Origin of the sequence: uncultured Stenotrophomonas sp. (assembly GCF_963519925.1) — a bacterium.
Taxonomy (GTDB): domain Bacteria; phylum Pseudomonadota; class Gammaproteobacteria; order Xanthomonadales; family Xanthomonadaceae; genus Stenotrophomonas; species Stenotrophomonas maltophilia_AE.
In genome coordinates this window covers 70,222-90,287 of the sequence record NZ_CAUQPH010000002.1, presented here as the reverse complement: position 1 = coordinate 90,287, position 20,066 = coordinate 70,222, and the positions used below count along the sequence as shown (strand labels likewise).

The 20,066-nt window shown below is 66.7% G+C and carries 15 protein-coding genes and 1 tRNA gene; 10 read left to right on the top strand and 6 right to left on the bottom strand.

From position 1 onward, the window contains the following. The first annotated feature begins 68 nt into the window (after positions 1-68). A complete protein-coding gene (locus RWO33_RS01175; protein ID WP_314101167.1) occupies positions 69-3,062 on the top strand; it encodes a TonB-dependent receptor in 2,994 nt (997 codons plus the stop codon). Between the two features lie 53 nt (positions 3,063-3,115). Further along, positions 3,116-4,471, top strand: a complete 1,356-nt coding sequence (locus tag RWO33_RS01170) for a Gfo/Idh/MocA family oxidoreductase (RefSeq protein WP_314101165.1) — start codon at positions 3,116-3,118, stop codon at positions 4,469-4,471. A 198-nt stretch (positions 4,472-4,669) separates the two neighbouring features. On the opposite strand, the gene RWO33_RS01165 is transcribed toward RWO33_RS01170, so the two are convergent. After that, a tRNA-Arg gene (locus RWO33_RS01165) sits at positions 4,670-4,746 on the bottom strand. A 161-nt stretch (positions 4,747-4,907) separates the two neighbouring features. Here RWO33_RS01165 and ubiA point away from each other — a divergent pair. Together ubiA and RWO33_RS01155 are read left to right on the top strand one after the other, a co-directional pair. Beyond that, entirely contained in the window at positions 4,908-5,801 is an 894-nt protein-coding gene (gene ubiA / locus RWO33_RS01160; protein ID WP_145478837.1) for a 4-hydroxybenzoate octaprenyltransferase, read from the top strand. 216 nt (positions 5,802-6,017) lie between these two features. Continuing rightward, the gene (locus RWO33_RS01155; protein WP_314101216.1) at positions 6,018-7,409 is read left to right on the top strand and encodes a TIGR00366 family protein; all 1,392 of its coding nucleotides are present in this window, start codon (positions 6,018-6,020) and stop codon (positions 7,407-7,409) included. A gap of 18 nt (positions 7,410-7,427) precedes the next feature. Here RWO33_RS01155 and RWO33_RS01150 read toward each other — a convergent pair whose 3' ends face one another. Then, complete coding sequence (locus tag RWO33_RS01150) at positions 7,428-10,265, bottom strand: type I restriction endonuclease (RefSeq protein ID WP_314101161.1); 2,838 nt, start codon at positions 10,263-10,265, stop codon at positions 7,428-7,430. 216 nt (positions 10,266-10,481) lie between these two features. Then, positions 10,482-11,993, bottom strand: coding sequence for an N-6 DNA methylase (locus tag RWO33_RS01145; RefSeq protein WP_314101158.1), 1,512 nt, complete (start codon positions 11,991-11,993; stop codon positions 10,482-10,484). Between the two features lie 154 nt (positions 11,994-12,147). On the opposite strand from RWO33_RS01145, the gene RWO33_RS01140 reads away from it, so the two are divergent. After that, positions 12,148-12,423 carry a helix-turn-helix transcriptional regulator gene (locus RWO33_RS01140; protein WP_145478842.1) on the top strand — a complete coding sequence of 92 codons (276 nt, stop codon included), beginning with the start codon at positions 12,148-12,150 and terminating at the stop codon, positions 12,421-12,423. Between the two features lie 40 nt (positions 12,424-12,463). Here the strand turns inward: RWO33_RS01140 and RWO33_RS01135 are convergent, their stop codons facing one another. Continuing rightward, a complete protein-coding gene (locus RWO33_RS01135; RefSeq protein WP_314101155.1) occupies positions 12,464-13,063 on the bottom strand; it encodes a restriction endonuclease subunit S in 600 nt (199 codons plus the stop codon). Between the two features lie 428 nt (positions 13,064-13,491). Between RWO33_RS01135 and RWO33_RS01130 the strand changes: the two genes are divergently transcribed. Further along, on the top strand, positions 13,492-13,638 hold the full coding sequence (locus tag RWO33_RS01130) for a hypothetical protein (protein ID WP_186308866.1): 147 nt from the start codon (positions 13,492-13,494) through the stop codon (positions 13,636-13,638). Between the two features lie 51 nt (positions 13,639-13,689). Here the strand turns inward: RWO33_RS01130 and RWO33_RS01125 are convergent, their stop codons facing one another. Together RWO33_RS01125 and RWO33_RS01120 are read right to left on the bottom strand one after the other, a co-directional pair. Next, a complete protein-coding gene (locus RWO33_RS01125) occupies positions 13,690-15,015 on the bottom strand; it encodes a flavohemoglobin expression-modulating QEGLA motif protein (protein ID WP_314101150.1) in 1,326 nt (441 codons plus the stop codon). Positions 15,016-15,140: 125 nt separating this feature from the next. After that, entirely contained in the window at positions 15,141-15,815 is a 675-nt protein-coding gene (locus tag RWO33_RS01120) for a VOC family protein (RefSeq protein WP_314101148.1), read from the bottom strand. Between the two features lie 256 nt (positions 15,816-16,071). Between RWO33_RS01120 and RWO33_RS01115 the strand changes: the two genes are divergently transcribed. The 4 genes from RWO33_RS01115 to yidA all read left to right on the top strand — a co-directional run bounded on the left by RWO33_RS01115 (position 16,072) and on the right by yidA (position 19,923). Further along, positions 16,072-16,581: a hypothetical protein gene (locus RWO33_RS01115; protein ID WP_314101146.1), complete on the top strand. Its 510-nt coding sequence runs from the start codon at positions 16,072-16,074 to the stop codon at positions 16,579-16,581. Next, the gene (locus RWO33_RS01110; RefSeq protein WP_314101143.1) at positions 16,581-17,135 is read left to right on the top strand and encodes a hypothetical protein; all 555 of its coding nucleotides are present in this window, start codon (positions 16,581-16,583) and stop codon (positions 17,133-17,135) included. The genes RWO33_RS01115 and RWO33_RS01110 overlap by 1 nt, the downstream gene beginning before the upstream one ends. A 99-nt stretch (positions 17,136-17,234) precedes the next feature. Next, positions 17,235-18,938, top strand: a complete 1,704-nt coding sequence (locus RWO33_RS01105) for a peptidoglycan-binding protein (protein WP_314101140.1) — start codon at positions 17,235-17,237, stop codon at positions 18,936-18,938. Positions 18,939-19,083: 145 nt separating this feature from the next. Next, positions 19,084-19,923, top strand: coding sequence for a sugar-phosphatase (yidA, locus tag RWO33_RS01100; RefSeq protein ID WP_314101138.1), 840 nt, complete (start codon positions 19,084-19,086; stop codon positions 19,921-19,923). The last annotated feature ends 143 nt before the right edge of the window (positions 19,924-20,066 follow it).

The following is a 20,066-nucleotide window of genomic DNA, read 5'->3' as shown; positions in this document are numbered from 1 at the left end:
GGTGACTGTTGCCCATCAAAACCCACCCTCAGGCAGCCCCACGCTGCGGATTGCACAAGGAGCCCAAGATGTTGACCGAACGCCATCGCCATCGCCGCATCCCCGCCCACCCCTTATGCGTCGCGCTGGGCCTTGCCCTGGCCATAAGCGGTCCGGCACTCGCCCAGGACAACGACAGCACCGACCCGGCCAAGGTCGACACCAACGCCACCGAACTGGCGCGCGTGCAGGTCACCGGCTCCAACATCCGTCGCAGCGACGTGGAGACGTCCTCGCCGGTGCAGGTGATCACAAAGCAGGAAATCGAGAACATGGGGGCGCGCACGCTGCTGCAGGTGCTCGACAACCTGCCGGCCGCGCGGCCAGGCCAGCAGGATTCGCGTTCGCTGTTCACCGGCTCCGACGGCGCCTCGCAGGCCAACCTGCGCGGACTCGGCGCGCAGGGCACGCTGGTGCTGCTAAATGGGCGGCGGCTGTCGTACTACGGTGCGCCGGCCGGCTTCCAGACCCAGTTCGTCAACATCGACGCCATTCCCGCCGCTGCGATCGAGCGCATGGAAGTGCTGACCGACGGCGCTTCGGCGGTGTACGGCACCGACGCGGTGGCCGGTGTGATCAACGTGATCACCAAGCAGAACTACCAGGGCGCGGAGGTCAACATCACCGCCGACCGCTCTTCGCGCATCGACTCCTATGGGGAGCAGCAGGGCAGCATCACCGCCGGCTTCGGTGACCTGGACGAAGACCGCTACAACGTCTACGCCTCGGTCAACCTGTACCGCCGCGACGCGATTCCGCTCAGTGACTTCTACGACAAGCGCCCCAGCCAGTACTACGTCAACAACCCGAACTACATTCCCAACCTGCGCCTGGGCACCGGCAGTAAGCCGGGCGTGTTCAACCCGGGCAGTTACTTCGCATTCGATCCGGTCACCGGCGCGCGCGTGCAGGAAGCCGCACCGGGGTGCGAGAACATCCTCACCACCGAGGCTGCCGGGCCGCGCTGCATCTGGCAGACCTGGATGAACAACGAGATCGACGCGGGCGCCAAGACCGAACGCAATACGGCCTATGTCAATGCGCACTTCCTGATCGGCGACAGCACCGAGGCCTTCGCCGAAGCCACTTACACCGACATCGACCTGACCGCCAACGGCGGCACGCCCCGTGCTTATGGCACCACCACCGGCAACCCCACCAGCTGGTTCTCGCGCAATACCGGCACCAACGTCAATCAGTTCCTGTACCCCTACCTGGGTCCCAACAACGAGTACAACCTGGCCAGCCCGGAGCTGAAAGCGCTGATGGGCGGCGTGGTGGGCCTGCAGTACCTGTTGCAGGACGTGGGCGCCAACCACTTCGGCCAGCGCAACACCGACCAGAGTTACCGCGTGGTGGCCGGTATGCGCGGCAGCCTGGGCGAGGACTGGAACTGGGAGACCGCCTTTGCCACCGCCGGCACCCATTCGGTGACCTACCAGACGACCAACGTGAACCTGGAGGGCTTCGAGCGCGCCTTCGGGCCGTACACCATCGACCCGGGCACCGGGCGGGTGATCATCTCCGACCATCCGGCGTACAAGTTCGGTGAGCTTAGCGAAGCGAACGCGGCGCTCATCCGCGAAGCCTTCCCGACCTTCGATATCCAGTCCTGGACCCGCCTGCACACGTTGGATGGCAAGGTCGAAGGTCCGCTGTTCAGCATGCCCGCCGGTGACGTGCGTGCGGCGTTCGGTTTCAACGCCACCCGCGAAACCTTCTACACCCCGGGCAACCCGGACGCCGCCAACGGCCTGATCACCCAGCAGGGTGGCTCGTGGTTCGATGGAAAGCGCAACACCTACGCGCTGTTCGCCGAAGCGGTGGCACCGCTGACTGACAAACTGGAACTGGACGCCGCGCTGCGCGTGGACAAGTACCCCAACTTCAGCGCCAATCTGGCCCCGAAGATCGGCCTGAAGTACCAGGTGCTGCCGCAGCTGCTGCTGCGCGGAACGTACTCCGAAGGCTTCCGCGCACCCAGCCTTGCCGAGGCCGGCACGGGTGGCGTGTTCGCCCAGCTGGGCGGCTACCGCGATGAGGTCCGCTGCGACGAGACCAACGCCATCGCCAACCTGCTGCGCCAGTCCAGCCGTGCCGGCGACGTGGACCTGGGCAACTCCCTGCTCAACAGCGATTGCAGCCGCACCGTGGCGCGCATGACCCAGCCCAACCCGGACCTGAAGCCAGAGAAGGCAAAGATATCCACCCTGGGCTTCGTCTACGAGCCGGCCAGCTGGATGTCCATCTCGGCCGACTACTGGTTCATCTACCGCCGCAACGAGATCGCCGCACCGGACTACAGCAAGGAAGAGGACATCCAGTCGATGACGCGCTCGCCAATCACCGACGCGGACCGCGCCAACCAGGCTGCGCTCGCCGCCATGTGCGCCGACCCGGCCAGTGGCGTGAGCTGTCCGACCACGCTGCCCGGCTACAGCGTTGGCAATGTGTCCAGCGTGGTGGGCCAGTACAAGAACCAGGGCCGCACGCTGGTGGACGGCTTCGACATCGATGCACGGGGCCGCTTCCCGATGGGTGCGTGGGGCGCCTTGAACGTGGGCGTAGCGGCAACCATCGCGCGGCGCAAGGAAACCTATACCGACGATGAGCTGCGCTGGTACTACGGCAACACCATCGGCTACTACGGCAACCCGCGCCTGCGGGCCACCTTCAATGCGGACTGGAACTACAAGCAGGTCACCACCAGCTTCTTCATCAACTACGTCGGCACCACTAAGTGGGCGTGGGACCGGATCGACGCGGAAGACAACAACCCGGGAACCTGTACCGCCGGCTACCTGCCGGTCAACCCGGCGCAGTGCGATGGCGTGCCCTCGTGGTGGACCGCCAACCTGAGCGTGGGCTGGCGCCCCGACGACCACTGGAGCCTGGGCTTTACCGTCAAGAACCTGTTCAACCGCCTGCCGTTCTACGACCCGAACAGTTTCCTGGGTGACTCCAGTGACTATGCCAGCATCTTCGGCCGCAGCTACAGTCTGCAGGTCGGCTACAAGTTCTGATTGTTCCATCGCGCCGGCTCCGGTCGGCGCGCTTCCAAAGGGAGTAACGTTCCATGAAGCGTAGGGAATTCATTGCCGCCGGTGCGGCCCTGGCCGCCACCAGTCTGCTGCCGGACAACCCGGCCTGGGCACGCGGGCGCACGCTGCGCCTGGGCCTGATCGGCACCGGCATGCGCGGCCAGGTGCTGCTCAAGGAGCTGGTGCGCCGCGACGACGTCGAGGTGGTCGCGTTGTGCGACATCGAGCCGATCATGCTCAAGCGCGGCATGGACATGGTGGCCAAGGCCGGCAAAAAGGCACCCACCGCCTATGGCCAGGACGGCGACCGCAACGCGTGGAAGCGGCTGCTCGAGCAGCGCGGCCTCGATGGCGTGATCATCGCCACGCCGTGGGAGTACCACGCGCCGATGGCGATCGCCGCCATGCAGGCCAAGATCGCGGTGGGCTGTGAAGTGGTCGCCGGCATCACCCTGCAGGACCACTGGGACGTGCTCAAGACCCAACTGTCCACCGGCACGCCGTACATGCTGCTGGAAAATGTCTGCTACCGCCGCGACGTGATGGCCGCGCTGCAGATGGTGCGCAAGGGCGTGTTCGGCGAACTGGTGCACCTGCAGGCCGGCTACCAGCACGACCTGCGCGGGGTGAAGTTCAACTCCGGCGATCCCTCGCAACCGTATGACAGTGGCGTGGAGTTCGGCCCCCAGGCCTGGTCCGAAGCACGCTGGCGCACCCAGCATTCGGTGGATCGCAACGGCGAGCTGTACCCCAGCCACGGCATCGGTCCGTGCGCCATGTACACCGGCATCAACCGCGGCAACCGCTTCACCCACATCAACGCGTTCGCCAGCAAGGCGCGTGGGCTGCACGAATACACCGTGGCCAAGAGCGGCGGCACCACCCACCCGAGCACCAAGGTGAACTTCAAGCTCGGCGACATCGTCACCACCACCCTGGCCTGCGAAAACGGCGAAACCATCCTGCTACAGCACGACACCTCGCTGCCGCGCCCGTACTCGATGGGCTTCCGCGTGCAGGGCACCAAGGGGTTGTGGATGGACGTGAACCAGTCGATCCACATCGAAGGCCGCAGCCCGCCGCACAAGTGGGAACCATTCCAGGCCTACCAGGACCAGTACGAACACCCGCTGTGGAAGCAGCACGCCGACACCGCCGCCAGCGCCGGGCATGGCGGCATGGACTGGTTCGTGATCCATGCCTTCGTCGAATCGCTGAAGGCCAGGGCTCCGATGCCGATCGACATTTACGACGCGATCACCTGGAGCGCGATCACCCCGCTGTCGGAGCAGTCCATCGCCAACAGCTTCCAGACCCTGGAGTTCCCGGACTTCACGGCCGGCCTGTGGAAGCAGCGCAAACCGATCTTCGCGTTCGACGGCACGTACTGACGCCCCGTAGAGCCGGGCTCTGCCCGGCTGCAGGTTACCCGGCACCGCGCAGCCACGCAGGGCGTGGCTCTACGTGATGGCGCTGCACGTTACCCGGCACTGCGCAGCCACGCAGGGCGTGGCTCTACGTCATGGGACTGCACGCGCGGTAGAGCCACGCCCTGCGTGGCTGCGGCATCCATGGCGAACACGGGAAGATGGCGCGCCCGGAGGGATTCGAACCCCCGACCAATGGCTTCGGAAGCCACTACTCTATCCGGCTGAGCTACGGGCGCGTTGTAGGACCGCCGCGCCACCGGCGGGCCGGGGCGGGCATCGCAGCGCCATGAGGCGGTGCGGGACGGGCATTCTATCCGTAAACGCGGCGCAGGTCTGCCCCCTTTGACGAAACAGCGCTTCCAGCGCGGGGCAGGGGCCTTGGCGGTATCCTTTGCGCATGGCTTACGAACGATTCGACACCCCCGCCAGCGCCCCGCCGTCGCGGTGGGGGCAGTACTGGAAACTGATGCGCGCCGATCGCCCGATCGGCACCCTGCTGCTGCTGTGGCCCACCTGGTGGGCGCTGTGGCTGGCCGCCGGTGGGCTGCCACCGCTGTGGATCCTGTTCGTGTTCACCGCCGGGGTCTGGCTGACGCGTTCGGCCGGCTGCGTGATCAACGATTACGCCGACCGCTGGCTGGACCCGCACGTCAAGCGCACCAAGGACCGCCCGCTCGCCAGCGGGCGCGTGTCCGGGCGCGAGGCACTGCTGCTGTTCGCCGGCCTGATGCTGGTCGCGTTCGCGCTGGTGCTGACCCTGAACGCACTGACCATCGGCATGAGCTTCATCGGCATCTTCCTGGCGGCCAGCTATCCCTACCTGAAACGCTACACCCATCTGCCGCAGGTGTATCTGGGCATGGCGTTCGGCTGGGGCATTCCGATGGCGTTCGCCGCCATCCAGGGCGAAGTGCCGGTGATCGGCTGGCTGCTGTATGGCGCCAACATCCTGTGGTCGACCGCGTATGACACCTGGTACGCCATGGTCGACCGCGACGACGACCTGAAGATGGGCTCGCATTCCACGGCCATCCTGTTCGGTGACCTGGACCTGGTCATCCAGGGGATCCTGTACGCCCTGTTCCTGGCCACAATGGCCCTGGTCGGGGTGCGCGGCGAGCTGGGCCTCTATTACTGGCTGGGCGTGGCCGTGGCGGCCGGGCTGATCGCGTATGAGTTCTGGATCGCCCGCAAGCGCGAGCGTGACCCGTGCTTCAAGGCGTTCCTGCACAACAACTGGGTGGGCGCTGCGCTGTTTGCGGGCATTGCTGCGGCGTTGGCGCTGGGCTGAGCCGACGGGCCGCCCGACCAACGGTCGGGCGCTACCGCATCGAGACAGGTGCCAGCGTCCGCGCTGGACGTCTCGTGCCGGTAGGTCACGACCGTTGCTCGTGACCCGACCAATGGGTTACTGACAATGGCCACCTCCGCCGCGAAAATCAGGTCACTGAACCTGGGAGGGTAAGGCATGGCCACCAACACATCAGCGCCGGCACAGGACGGCTGGATGGCGCGCGCGGCGCTGCGCTCGGCCGCCTGGGCCGAGAAGTGGTTCCCCGATGCCTACGTGTTCGCGGTGCTCGGCGTGGTGATCGTTGCGCTGGCGGCGATGGGCTTCGGCGCCACCCCGCAGGCCACCGCCCGGGCCTTTGGCGACGGCTTCTGGAGCCTGATCCCGTTCACCATGCAGATGGCCTTCGTGGTCATCGGCGGCTACGCGGTGGCTACGGCGCCGGTGGTCGCGCGCTTCATCGAACTGCTTGCCCGGGTCCCACGCACCGGCCGCGGCGCGGTGGTGTACGTAGGCCTGGTGAGCATGCTGGCCTCGCTGCTCAGCTGGGGCTTTTCGCTGGTATTCGGCGGCCTGCTGGTACGGGCACTGGCCCGGCGCGAGGGGCTGCACATGGATTACCGCGCTGCCGGTGCCTCGGCGTACCTCGGCCTGGGCGCAGTGTGGGCGATGGGGCTGAGCTCCTCGGCCGCGCAGCTGCAGGCCAACCCGGCCAGCATGCCGCCCGGCTTGGTGGACATCACCGGCGTGCTGCCCTTCACCGAAACCATTTTCCTGTGGCAGTCCATCGCGCTGACCGCCGCGCTCATCCTGGTCTCGCTGCTGATCGCCTGGCTGACCGCCCCGGGCCCGGCCACCGCGCGCACCGCCCGCGATTTCGCCGGCGCCGCCCAGGCCGAGCCGGAACCGTTGCCGCCGCGCACGCGTGCCGGCGAATGGCTGGAATACAGCCCGCTGCTCACCGTGCTGCTCTCGCTGCTGGCGTTCGGCTGGTTGTTCAGCGAATTCGCCAGCAAGCCGGTGGTGACCGCCATCGCCAACCTCAATACCTACAACTTCCTGTTCATCTCGCTGGGCCTGCAGCTGCACTGGCGCCCGCGTAGTTTCCTCAACGCGGTGGCGAAGGCCGTGCCCAGCACCACGGGCGTGCTGATCCAGTTCCCGCTGTATGGCGGCATCGCCATGATCCTCACCCACGCGGTGGGCGAGGGTGGCGAAACCCTGGCCCATCGCCTGTCCACGGTATTCGTGCACATCGCCACCACCGACACCTTTGCGCTGGTGATGGGCGTCTACTCGGCGGTGCTGGGCTTCTTCGTGCCGTCCGGCGGCGGCAAGTGGATCATCGAAGCGCCGTACGTGATGCAGGCCGCCAATGAACTCAAGGCACACCTCGGCTGGGCCGTGCAGGTCTACAACGCCGCCGAGGCGCTGCCCAACCTGATCAACCCGTTCTGGATGCTGCCGCTGCTGGGCGTACTGGGCCTGAAGGCGCGCGACATTGTCGGGTTCACCTTCATCCAGCTGCTGGTGCATATCCCGCTGGTACTTGGCCTGCTGTGGCTGCTGGGCATGACCCTGACCTATGTGCCGCCGGTGATGCCGTAAGCGCAGGCGGTCCCGGGTTCACCCCGGTGGCCAGTCGTGTGCGCGCGACAGGACCGCGTGCAGCACGGCCTGTACCTGCGGCTCCTCCAGGTCGCGGCGCAGCAGCGGTTCCAGCCGCTCGCGCAGGTGGTGGTGGAACTGGAGGCGCGGGCCTGCATGCGCCTCGGCCACCACCACGTCGATCAGCGCACCCATGGAGATGTGCTGCGTGGGGTGGGACGTTGCGCCGAACAGGCTGTCCAGCAACGCCAGGCCGCGCGACGGTGGATGGCCACCGCTGCCGCCCTGCAACGAAACCTGGAGCGTCGCTTCGAAGGCCTGCAGTGCCTGCAGGCGCAGCGTGCCGGCAGGCATCAGCAGGATCTGGCTCAGTGCGTGGCGGCTCTGCTCGACCAGGTGTGGCGCGTCGCCGGTAGCGTCAAGGTAGTGCCGCAGCCGCGTGTACACCTGGTGGCACTGCTGTTCGGTCGCGGAGCGTTCCGGCTCGGCCGCCAGCAGAAGCGGGTAGTCCAGCGCTTCTTCGTGCACCGCAGGCGCACGCTCGCGCGCCCAATGCCGCACCCGCAGGTCTTCCGGATTGAAGCAGTCTTCTTCCAGCGCCGTCTGGCTTACCGCATCGCGCAGTACCGAATAGCGGTGCAGGATGCCGCGGTAACGGGCGCACACGGCCGCTTGGTCACCGGTGAGCGCGGCTTCCGAGGCGATCGCGATCTGCAATCGCTGTCCAAACGCGGTGACCCGACGGTGCAGCAGGTCGCGCCGGCGCCGGTGCAGGTCGATGTCCTCGCCATGCGCACCCAGTGTCCAATACGGTGCAAGGTGCTCGCGGCAGGCATGGAAGTCGCTCTCTGCGTCACCCGGCAACAGTCCCTGCAGCCGTTGATGATCGGTCGGCAGCGCGTCGCGCTGCACCTGCACGGACCCGGGCAGCCACTCCTGCCCCGGCGCTTCGGTCATGCCACTGGCGTGGAAATCCACCACCAGCGCCGCGCGCTTGTCCGGATGCGGTGCATTTACCAGCCCCACCGCGCGCAGGCGTTCCGGTGCCGACAACGGCCGGTCGACATACAAGAGGCCCAGCTGCGCGTCCTGCACGGCGGGAAGCGGGCCATGCGCGATCACCAGTTCGACCTGCGGTGGAATGCGCGCGCAGGCCTGGTCCGTCGGCAGGCCGTGGTTGTCGTAACCCGACACCTGGGTGTGCAGGCCGCCGCCGAGCGCGCGCTGGTAGTCCTGCGCCTCCTGCGGGGTATCCACCAGCAGGGTGCCGCGCAGCCCGCGTTCGGCAAGCCGGATCAGGCCGTGGAAGTGCTGGCTGATGGCGGTGGCGACTCGGGCGTGTCGCGGGTCGCTGCCCGCCCCTTCGCTGCGTGTCGCGGTGCCGCGCACCGGTTCCGGGAAGATCGGGGCACCATCGCGCCACGCGGGTACCACCACGCCGTCGGCCACGGCATGCTCGGGGGGATACTGGTAAAGCAGCGCGCCCGCGTCCAGGCTGGTTGCCGGCAACAGCACCGGTTGCGCGCAAAGGGTGATCCAGGTCGATTGCGGCAGGCAGCGGCGCAGGCGGCGCAGCAGCGCTGGCGGGCTTTCCCAGAAGTCGGCGTCCACCAGCAGCAGGATGTCGCCCGCTGCCGGTTCGTGCGGGGCGGGTATCGCGGCCTTGCGACCCCATCCCCGCAGCACCCGCAGCGGTACCTCCTGTGTCGAACCCGCATAGCCGGCGAAGAATTCCGTGAGCTGGTCGACGGCGCGTGGCCCGGGCCTGCGCCTGCACTCCTGCGTGACGGGCGAGGGCCGGGTGACCGGCAGCAGCACGCGCAGACCGTCGAAGGCCGGGTCGGCCCGCAGCGCGTTCAGCAGCCAGTGCCGCGTGCGCTGCAGGCCGCTCCCGGCGGCCAGACATAGCTGGCCGCCGCAGCGCCTGCCGGCGGCGTCGCGCATGCGCAACGCCTGCAACGCGTGCTGCACCGCGAAGAACTGTGCCGGTCGTGCCACGTAGCGCCGTCCATGCGCGCCGGTGTGCAGGAAACCCCGCAGCAGCTGCAGGAAGCGTGCCGGACCCAGCACCCCGTGCAGCAGCTCGGCATGCGCCGCCCACGGCGGGTCCAGTGCAACCGCGGAAAAGGGGACAGGCCGGTCGCGCAGCTCGGCCTGGGCTTCGCGGTTCCAGCCGTGCTCGCGCCAGCGCACCCAGCCATGCGCCGGGGTACCGACGCTGGCGTAGCAGCCGCCCCGCCGGTCCAGGCACAGCAGCACCTGCGCATGCAGGGCTGGCTGATGGGCCAGGATGGGCGCGTTGCCGCGCCCCAGGTGCGCGATGCCCGCCGCGACGCCGCCCCAGCGCTTTTCCCGATCGCGCTCCACGCAGGCCAGTACCACCAACGGAATGCCATTGACGTAGCCGACCAGCTCACGGATGTCCGGCTCGAGCGCGTCCGGGTACGGGCACGCATCGGCCACGTCCCAGTGATTGCGGTGCACATGCGCCCAGTCGATCAACGGCACATGCACCGTGGTACTGCCGCCGTCGGGCAGCCGCTGCTGGACGGGCACGCCGTCCATGAGCAGTCGATGCACGGTGCCGCTGGAGGCTTCCCAGTCCATGTTGTGGCAGCAGGTATCGACCGCCGCAATGATGTCGTTGAAGCAGTGTGGCGACAGCGGAAGCGGTTCGCCGTTCCAGTCGAAGCGGAATCGCCGCAGCCACGGCAGCAACCGATTCTCCAGCAACGTGCTCTCCGGCAGTCCGCGCAGCGGGTCCAGCTCCCATGGCTCCAGATGGTTCCAGCCGAGGCGACGCAACCAACCCAGTACGGAGTGGCGTACGCCGTACCTGCCGGCCACCGCGCTCATGCGGAACGCCCTTCGGGCAACGGGAGGATGCGTGGCCGTGCAGACCGGTAACTTGGGCAGATGATGTTCATGACGCCAGTGTGTTCGATCCGTGCCATCGCGCACTGTGTGCATCATTCCGAATCATGCGTTGGAAGCGCACGCGACAGAACGCGTTCTCAATCCTTCTTCAAATTAGGATAGTGAGAGCCAATCGATACGCGATCACGCGTCGTTTCAGGCAAGATCCGCGAAGTCGCGTTCCAGTGCTTCCAGCTCAGCGTTGAGTTCCCGCTGGACGGCCGCGAACGACGCTTCCAGCACGGCGCGCCGCGACCGCAACGTTGCCAGGTCGGTGGCGGGACGTGCCGGCGCCGGACGCACGTAACGCGCAATACTCAGGTTGCCGTGGTTCGTCGTGATCTCGTCCGGACCTGCCAGATGTGCCATGCCAGGCGCACTGGCGCGTTCCGCGCACAGCGTGTGCAGCGTTCTCGCTGCCTGCATGCCCAGGCGGGGACCGCGCTGGCCCGGTGCAGCAAGGGTACGCGCGTCGATGAACAGCACGTCCTGCCCGGTGCGCCCCCTTCGCAGCAGCAGCAAGGCGGTGGCCACGGCCGCGCCGGCGAACAGACGGTCCGGCAGCCCGATCACCGCCTCCACCAGGTTCGCATCGAGCCAGGCTTGGCGGATGCGCGCCTCCTCGCCGTCGCGGAACAACACACCGTGCGGCACCACGATGGCCATGCGTCCGCAGTGCGGGTCCAGCGTGGCCAGCATGTGCTGGATCAGCGCGGCATGGGCCCATTGCCGGGGCGCCACACCGTGCAGGAAGCGCACGTGCGGGTCAGCGCTGGCGTGGGTGGGGCTCCATTTCAGATGCAGCGGTGGGCAGGCCAATGCCACATGGAAGCGTTGCAGTCGGCCGTCTTCAAGCAGTGGATCTTCCAGCGCATCGCGCGCGCGCAGGTGCGGGCTGTCGCTGCCGTGCAGGAGCAGGCGCAGGCGCGCGAGCGCGCACAATCGTGGGTCCGCTTCCTGGCCGTACAGCGGATGACGCAGGTCCGCATCTGCGATCGTTGCGTCGTCCGTGCCCCGCATCCAGCGCGACGCAGCCAACAGCAGCGCGCCGTGCCGGCAGGCGGGGTCGTATACGGCCTCCTGGGCGGTGGGCGTGGTGAGCGCCGCCATCAGCCACGCCAATGCGGTTGGAACCGGTGCCGGTTCGGCGCAGCCACGGCCCGCCACAGGGCGCTCCAGCAATCCTTCCACGGCATCGCTGATACAGGCATTCCCACGTGGGGACACCGCGCGAAAGTCCAGCGCAGGCAGGGCCAGGCGTTCAAGCAGGTGCAGCAGCACATGGTCGCGTTCAATCTCGTCGGCCGGCAGGGCATCGCCCAGGTGCAGCGCCGGGAAGATGCCACCCAGCTTGCGTGGATTGGCCAGGGTGAACACCCGCAAGGCGGTCATCACCCGCAGCGCGTTGCCCGGCGCATGGCGCTGTCGGAACAGTGTTTCGAACCGGGCCTGGGCGGGAACGCAGAACGGAAGCGAGTGCATCCGGTCGAATGGCCGCTGCGCCGAGGAGGGCGTTCGGGCCTGGTGCGCATCGCTGGCCAGCTTCAGCAGCAACAGCGACAGGGTCAGGTGCGTATCCGCATCCGGACGCATGACGTCGCCGAGCGCATCGCGGGCGTGGATCAGGGCGGCAAGGGTCGCTGGGGTGTCGGAGAGCGGTAAGCGCATTAGCCCCTTCTCCTGCGCTTATACGGCGCTCCATTCGACTTCAAAGATCCAGACACAGGCCTACTCCTCGCTCGGATCGCGCCAGTCTATACCATTTTCCGATATAGGAAGATCGGATATAGCTTTCAAGGTCGCCCTTTCTATATGTGCGGCCATGCCAAAGACCATCTATCGGCCCGAGTACACGGTGCTTGTTGAACTGGTACGTGAGCTACGTCTGAATGCCGGCCTTACCCAGACCGAAGTTTCGGAAAAGCTTGGCATCACCCAGCCAAAGCTCAGCGATGTCGAGCGCGGTAGCCGCCGGCTGGATCTAGTCGAATTGCGTGATCTCGCCGTGATCTGCGGGACATCTCTCCCGGAGGTCGTCACGGAGCTGGAAGCTCGGCTGAAAAAAAGGCGCGCGCCTGCCCCTGCCAAGCGACGATAGTCATGCCTCGGTGCCGATGTTCCCGTGAGCCAAGACTTCCTCACACCGAATCCTTGTAGAGAAGGCGTTCCGTGTGACGGGAAACCTCCTCGTGCCGAGCACTCATGAGGAGCTCACAGCGGCTTCGCTCGATCATTGCCGTGCGAGCGATCGTCACGATTCGATGCTGATGAACAAGGGGCGGAACCTGTATTGGCAGGTCCAGCACCGAGGCCTTCCGCACACTCTGCTGCCGTGAGCCGGCTGACTGCCCCCGCAGGTAGTCCTGCGCACCCGGCTGGTTCAACTGCCACGCCAGGAATGCAGGCATCACGGTGGCGGGATCCTTCAGCCGGATCACGTACAGGTGCGGGCTGCACACCGTGCCTTCGGGAGGCGAGCACAACAGCGCTGCTGCGGGATGGCTGCCGCGCGCGGCAAGCAGCACGTCGCCGTCCTTGACCCAGTCCGGTGTCTTGCGATGACTCAAGCGTGTGCGCAGCAGATCGTCCGCATCCTGCACGCCGGCTGCGGTCACGTTCTTCAACTGGATGACCCGTACCGGGCCGTCCGCGCATGCAACGATGGCACCACGGAACGGGTGGCCCTGGCGGATGCTGGCGATGTCGCCCAGCCGTGCGGTGGCGTGTGAAATGTTCATGGCGCCGAACATGCGCGGCGCCCGATGGGTCGTCAACGTACGCCTCTACAGCATTCGGAATGATGCAGATCCAGGCCGGAAAACTGCAACGTAATTAACGTAATGCCATAGGGCTGGCGCCGTCGTCTCTCTATAGGAGTAGAGCGAACCAATCACGTTTTTGAGACTGCGCAGAATGGCGGTCACAGTTGCCGCGCATCGACCCATGTTCATGCTGATGACTGCGCCATCTTCGGAGGTGGACATGAGCCGATTCCATCCAGGAATAAGCATGGAAGCGCGCGCGAAAACCCTGAAAAACAAGGCTGTCGTGTCACTGCAGTGAAGTCTTGACGGATTCGTATGCAAATCGCCACATGGATTTAACCCGGCCCTGCACAGGATGGCCTCGACCGCGGCATCCCGCCCGCGGCTTCCGGAGATCCGAGATGGCCCAGCAGCGCAATCAGAGTTCCCAACAGGACCAGCGTGGTCAGCAGGAGGGGCGTGGCCGCGACCAGCAGCAGCAACAGCAGCAGGAACAGCAGCAACGCAACCAGAACCAGCAGCAGGGCTGGAAGGACGAAGAAGAGTGACGGCTGGCTGTAGCGACGGACAATAAAGGCCCCGCCTCGGCGGGGCCTTCTTCATGCACTCTCCGCCGAGCGCATCAACTCATCTTCCGCCGCCGAGAACCGGTCAAGGTCGAAGGTATCAACCCGCATCGCCTGCGTGGCGGTCGTGAACGCCAAGGTTGCCAGCACCCGCTCCGGGTGTTGGGCCCACGGCGGTACATAGCGCGGCGGTGCGATCAGGCCGGAGGCACGGTAGGGCGCGAGCGTGACCAGGTCGCCCAGGTCCACGCGCCCGCAGAACACCAGGCGCAGGGTTTCGGCGCGGTTCTCGTGCAGGGCGCGCTTGATGAAGGCGGTCACCAGCAACAGCCCTTCCAGGTACGCGCCGTCCTTGGTGAAGCAGATCCGCCCGCGCACGTCGCCGCCGCGGAAGATGCGGGCCGCGCTGCGATAGCTGTCTTCTTCGCTCTGGCCGGCGGCCAGGAACGCCTTGAAAATGTCGATGAAGTCCGCACCCTCCAGTGCCTCCTGCAGCCGCACCACGCGCAGCGCAAGACGGCGCAGGCGGTTGATGTCCATCGCGCCGGTGATGATTTCCGCGAACGTGGCCAGCCCTTCCTGGGTCCGCGTGGTACGCGGCGCGCCGCTGCCCAGGCAGCGCAGCCAGGGCTGGTGCTTGCCGTTGAGCAGGGTGCCGGCATGGATGAAGGCTTCGTGTTCCACCAGCTGGTCCAGGTCCAGCTGCGAGAACAGCGCGTCGGCGCGCAGGCGGATCACCTTGCTGCCGGCGGCGGCCTTGGAGGCCAGTTCAGTGTCCAGCACCACGCTCACCGGGTCGTCGGTGAAGAAAGGTTCGATGCGCGCGCGCAGCATCACCGAGAAGTCGGGTGCAGGAATGTCGTAGGCGATGCGGGGAACGTACTGCGAACCCAGCAGCTGGTCGGTGATGGACAGCATCTGTGCGGCCGACTGTGCCGTGGTGCTGGTCTGTGAGCGGTAGTGGGTGCTGGGGTGGCCGTAGAGGAGCGTTGAGCATTCGGTAAAGCGTGGCGTACCGATGCTGGCCAGCATTCGCGCGGCGACACGGTAGCTCCACGCGGTGCGGTACAGCCAGTCGCCCACCGGGTGGCCGCGGTCCAGCTGCTGCAGGATGTCGTCCAGCGCGGCAATCGTGTCGGCGTGGTCCTGCGGCTGGGTGGGCGGGGCAGGGAGCTCCGGTTTACCGGCCCGCCAGCGGTCGAGGAAGCGCTTCTCGGTATCGATCGGCCAGGCCAGGGCGGAGAGCACGCGGATCCTGCCGCCAAGCCTGGCCAGGCGGGCGTCGATCTCCAGCAGCGGCGCCAGGGCAGGATCCGCCCGGGTGGGGTCGGGGACAGGGGCGGAGGTCAGCAGTTCCACGGCGGGCAACCTGGAAGGGGCTGTCCTACTGTCCCGCGAGCCCGCAGGCTGCGCAACGGTCCTTCTACCCGTCGCGGCCCAGCAAATGTACTGACCGCACCGATGAACAGGGCGGCATTGCCTGTTCAGCCAGCGACCGCCGACACGCTCCAGCCCTGGTCGGGATCCTTGAGCGCGCCCGCCGCGACACCGCCCAGCGTTACGTCAATGCCTCGCGCGTTGGGCAGCACCTTCTGTTCCGGGAACCAGTGGCGTGTTGCATCCACGACGATCAACAACCCCTCATCGTCACCCAGTGCGGCGAAGTGCGGGGTCGGGGGCGTGAGGGGCTGCACGCCGAGCGCGGCCTCGGCACGTGCGGTCAGCACGCCGACATCGACGGTGGGCAGGCCTACTTCGCTCACGCAGGTCAGTTCGCTGCCGTGGAACGCACCGCTACGCGCGGACGCCGGCAGCCGCCGCCGCCCGATGAGTTCCAGGATCAGGCCGTCCGGACCGTCGTAATAGATCGACTCCGATTCCCAGCGATCCCCGAAGGTGAAATGCGCCTGGCCTGCGGGATTGCGCTGCAGCGGCGAGCGCGCCAGAAGCCAAGCGGTTGCGGCCTCGAAGCGGTTGGCCGGCACGTTGAAGGCCATGTGCACGCCGCCAACCGGGTCATCACCTGCGGCACGAAGTTTCAGCGTGGTCCAGCCGATCTGCACGGCATCGCCTTCAACGGGCAACTGCATGACATCGGCAAACCACGCGGCGACGGCGACGACATCCGAAACGGGAAGCTGGAGAACGTTGATGCGCATCGCGCCGGTGACCTCCGATCAGAAATGCGTGTCAAAAGGCTGACATCGCTAAGCGGGAGAATGAACGACATCCACACAGTTGTGATGGATTTCACTGGAAAAAGTGTGAATTACGTCACGTATGGCGGGGCGCGCGCAGTATGTAATGGGTATGTGAACGCCATGGGGTTGGCGCGCCGTTATGCTACGCGCCCCGGCGCAGTCCAGTTCGCGCCCTGACACGAATCAGGAGGATCCGTTGTCCCATCATCGTTCCATGACGCTGCTCGCCCTGTCGCTGGGCATTCTACTGGCCGCATGCAAGCCCGAGACCGCCGCGATCGCGCCGGCCGATGCCGCCGCCCCTGCCGCAACCTCGCCTGCCGCCGCAACCGGCGCCCCTGCAGCGGCTGCGGCCGTCACGGCAGCCGATGCCGCCGCAGCCTGTCCGCAGGCAGACTTCGAGGCCTTCCTGCCGCGGTTCGGCCGCGAGATCGCCCTGCAGGAAACGTCCGTCGCCGACCCGCTGGTCCGTGAGCGCTACGACACCCGCGGCGATGAGCCCACCCTGGTCAGCGAGAAGGTCCCGCTGAGCGAGGTGACCTGGCCGGTGATGCCCAACCCCTCCGGCCTGAAAGACGTGGGCCGTGAGATGCAGGTGACCCGTCAGGACGATGGCAGCATGAAAGTGCTTATCCGGACCAAGGACACCAGCGACCAGCAGGCGTACTACTTCGCCCAGCGTCCGTGCTGGCAGCTGGTCCGCATGACGGACGAGTCGATCTGATGGCCCGCCGCTACGTCGCACCCGTGTTCGCGCTGTTGTTGGCCGCGTGCAGTGCACCCAGCGGGCAGGCGGTTTCCACTGCCGCCCCGGAGGCGGGGGCCATGCCTGCGGCCGCCGCGGCCCAGACCCCTTCACCCACACAGCAGGAAGAGAAAGGAATGCACAAGGAATGCCCAGGTGCACGGCTGCACCTGACCGCGTTGCCGGCCAAGGACGGCGAAGCCACCCTTACCCGCCTGGAAATCGAAAAGGACGGCCAGCGCCGCACCCTCGATGCCCCGGCGGAAATGAGCGGCTACACCGCTGTTGGCCTGGCGTGCGTGGAAGACGCACAGGGCGCTTCGTACTTCGTGGTGCAGTACGGCGAGCTGCCGTACGGCTGCGCGTTCTGCGAATGGTTCTACCTGTACGACGCCAACGGCAAGCAGCTCACCCACAGCAACCCGCCGGTGCGCGGCGAAGCGGATGCGCAGTCGCCCAACAACGACGAGTATTCGCAGCTGATCGCCAAGCTCGGCATCCAGCATCCGGAGGTGGACGACATCGAAAACTGAGAAGCATGTGGCAGGTGCCCACTGTTGGTGGGTACGTGATTCACCTGGAGCAACACCCCTTAAGGAAAGTCCCTTTTTCATAGAATGGATAGCACAGACATGCCCAATGACATCTACACCAGCATGGTGCAGCCGCCGGGTGCGGCGTACCGAAGCAACCAGATCGAGTCGTGGAGCCATTACCGCGAGCCGATCGACGAGAGCCGTCCCCTGCATGGCCAATCCCGGCGCTGGGGCGATGCATCGCCCGAAGTACAGTCGCGCGTCATCGATTCGTTGATTGAATCCTCGCGTGACGCCGGCCTGACCCCACGCGAAACCGCGTATGTACTTGCCATCGCCCGCGTCGAATCCGGGTTCAATCCGGATGCCGCTGCCGGCACCACGTCCGCGTCGGGCCTGGGCCAGTTCATCGACAAGACCGGCAAGCACTACGGACTGAACAACGCCAACCGATTCGACGTCGACGCACAGTCCGACGCGCTGGTGGCGCACTTCGTCGACAACCGCAACCTGGCGCGCGACCGTGGCCAGGGCGAAGACTACATCTACAAATACCACCACGACGGCCCGACCCGCGACTACGGCGGCCTGGGTCTGTCGCAGCGCAAGGTTGCGCCGCACCTGGATGAGTACGAACAGTTCGTCAACCAGCGCCTCGGCCAGACGCTGGACCAGGCGCCCGCACAGCAGCAGGCCGCCACGCCGGTGGCTGCTGCGCCTGGTGCCACCCCGGCCCGTTCCTACGAGCACACCATGCAGGTGATGCTGCCGCCGCAGAACGGGGTGAAGCCGCATATCACCGGTCACTTCGGTGAACACCGTGGCGAGAAAGCGCACGGTGGCAGCGACTTCAACTACGTGGGCGGCCAGAGCGGCCGCAACCTGCAGCACCCCACCATCCACGCGCCGATCGCTGGCACCGTGACATCGGTGGGCGGCCGCTACGGCACCGTGATGATCCAGGACGCCGACGGCAACTCGCACCAGATCCTGCACATGCAGGACACCCGGGTGAAGGTTGGCCAGCACGTGGAGCCGGGCGACCCGATCGGCACCATGGGCGGCCGCGGTCCGCAGGGCGCGAACCAGTATGCGCAGCACGTGCATTACCAGATGAAGGACCCGTCCGGAAACCTCATCAACCCGGAAAGTTACTGGAACAGGGGCATCCAGCAGGAAGCAGGCAGGGCAGGCCACGCGCATGACCATGACCACGCTCCGGCCGGCACCCTGCGCAAGGGCGACCGCAGCGATGAGGTCGCCGAACTGCAGCAGTCGCTGAACCGCCTCGGCGTGCGCGATGCCAGCGGCAACCGCCTTGCCGAGGACGGCAAGTTCGGCGACAACACCCGCGAGGCGGTGCTGGCGTTCCAGAAGCAGCAGGGGCTTGAGGAAGACGGGCTGGTAGGCCGGCAGACGCTGGGCAGGATCGAGCAGGCGCACGCGGTGGAAACCCGCACGCCGACCGGCCCGCAGCTGGGCGACAAGGCGCATCCGGACACGGCGCTGCACAACGCCATCCGCAGCCAGTTGCCGGCCGCGATCTCCAATGAAGTGGCGGCCAATGTGACCCTGCAGGCCAAACAGGCGGGCATCGACGGCCCGGAAAAGCTGCAGAGCGTGGCGGTGCAGGACGGCAAGGCCTTCGTGATGGGCACCACGCCGGGTAACCGCGCCGCCGTGGACCTGGCCCAGGCGCCGCCGCTGGAGCAGACCAACGCGCAGCTGCTCGGCGGCAACGATACCCAGCAGCAGCGCCAGGTGCAGGAAGAACAGCAGAAGGTGGCGATGGGGCGCTGAGCCCCGGACCGACCGGACGCATGACGTGTGGAACCGAAGCCAGCCGGGGCAACCCGGCTGGCTTCCTTATGTGCATGCGGCGGCCTGGATTAAACTGTGCGGCATTGCTGGGAATGCCAGTGCGGTTGCAGTGCGAAGGGTGAGCGTGACAGAGACAGACAGCGGAGCCGCCGATATCCGGCTGGTCGCCATCGACATGGACGGCACCTTGCTGGACCCCGCCCACCGCCTGAGCCCGCGGGTGAAGCAGGCCATCGCCCGTGCGCGCGCGCAGGGAGTGCGGATCGTACTGACCAGCGGCCGGCCGGTCTCGGGCCTGGCGCCGTTCCTGGCCGAGCTGGGCATCGACGGTGACGAGGACTACTGCATCGCCTGCAACGGCGGTCTGGTCACGCGCGTGGGCAGCGGCGAGGTGGTGGTGGAATACCCGCTCAGCTTCGACGACTTCGTGTTCTGCGAACGCATTGCGCGTGAGCTGGGGGTGCACTTCCAGGCACTGGATGGAAAGCGGCTGTATACGCCGAACCAGGACATCAGCCACTACACCGTCTTCGATTCGCACCTGTCCCACGTGCCGCTGTCGTACCGCAGCGTGGCCGACATGGACCCGTCGATGTCGTTCATCAAGTTGATGATGGTGGACGAACCCAGCGTCCTCGATGCCGCCATCACCCGCCTGCCCTACGCCCTGACCGACCGTTTCGCGGTGCTCAAGAGTGCGGCATTCTTCCTGGAGGTGTTCGACCACCGGGCCGGCAAGGGCCCCAGCCTGCAGACGCTGGCCGCGCACCTGGGGATCGAGCGCAGCCAGGTCATGGCCATCGGCGACCAGGAAAACGACCTGACCATGCTGCAGTTCGCCGGCACCAGCGTGGCGATGGGTAACGCGGTCGACGTGGTCAAGGCCACCGCGCGCTACCAGACCACCACCAATGCCGAGGACGGCGTGGCCCTGGCCATCGAGCGGTTCGTGCTGGGCAGCTGAACGGCTGCCCGCAGGCAGCGGACGTTTGAAAATACTTGCATGGCCGCTCCCCGCGCAGCGGCGCACCCTGACGTACTGGAAGCCAGCCACGGCCGCCTTCCAGGCAGTGCCGCACGGTATCCCCAACGCGGTTGTCATGGCGT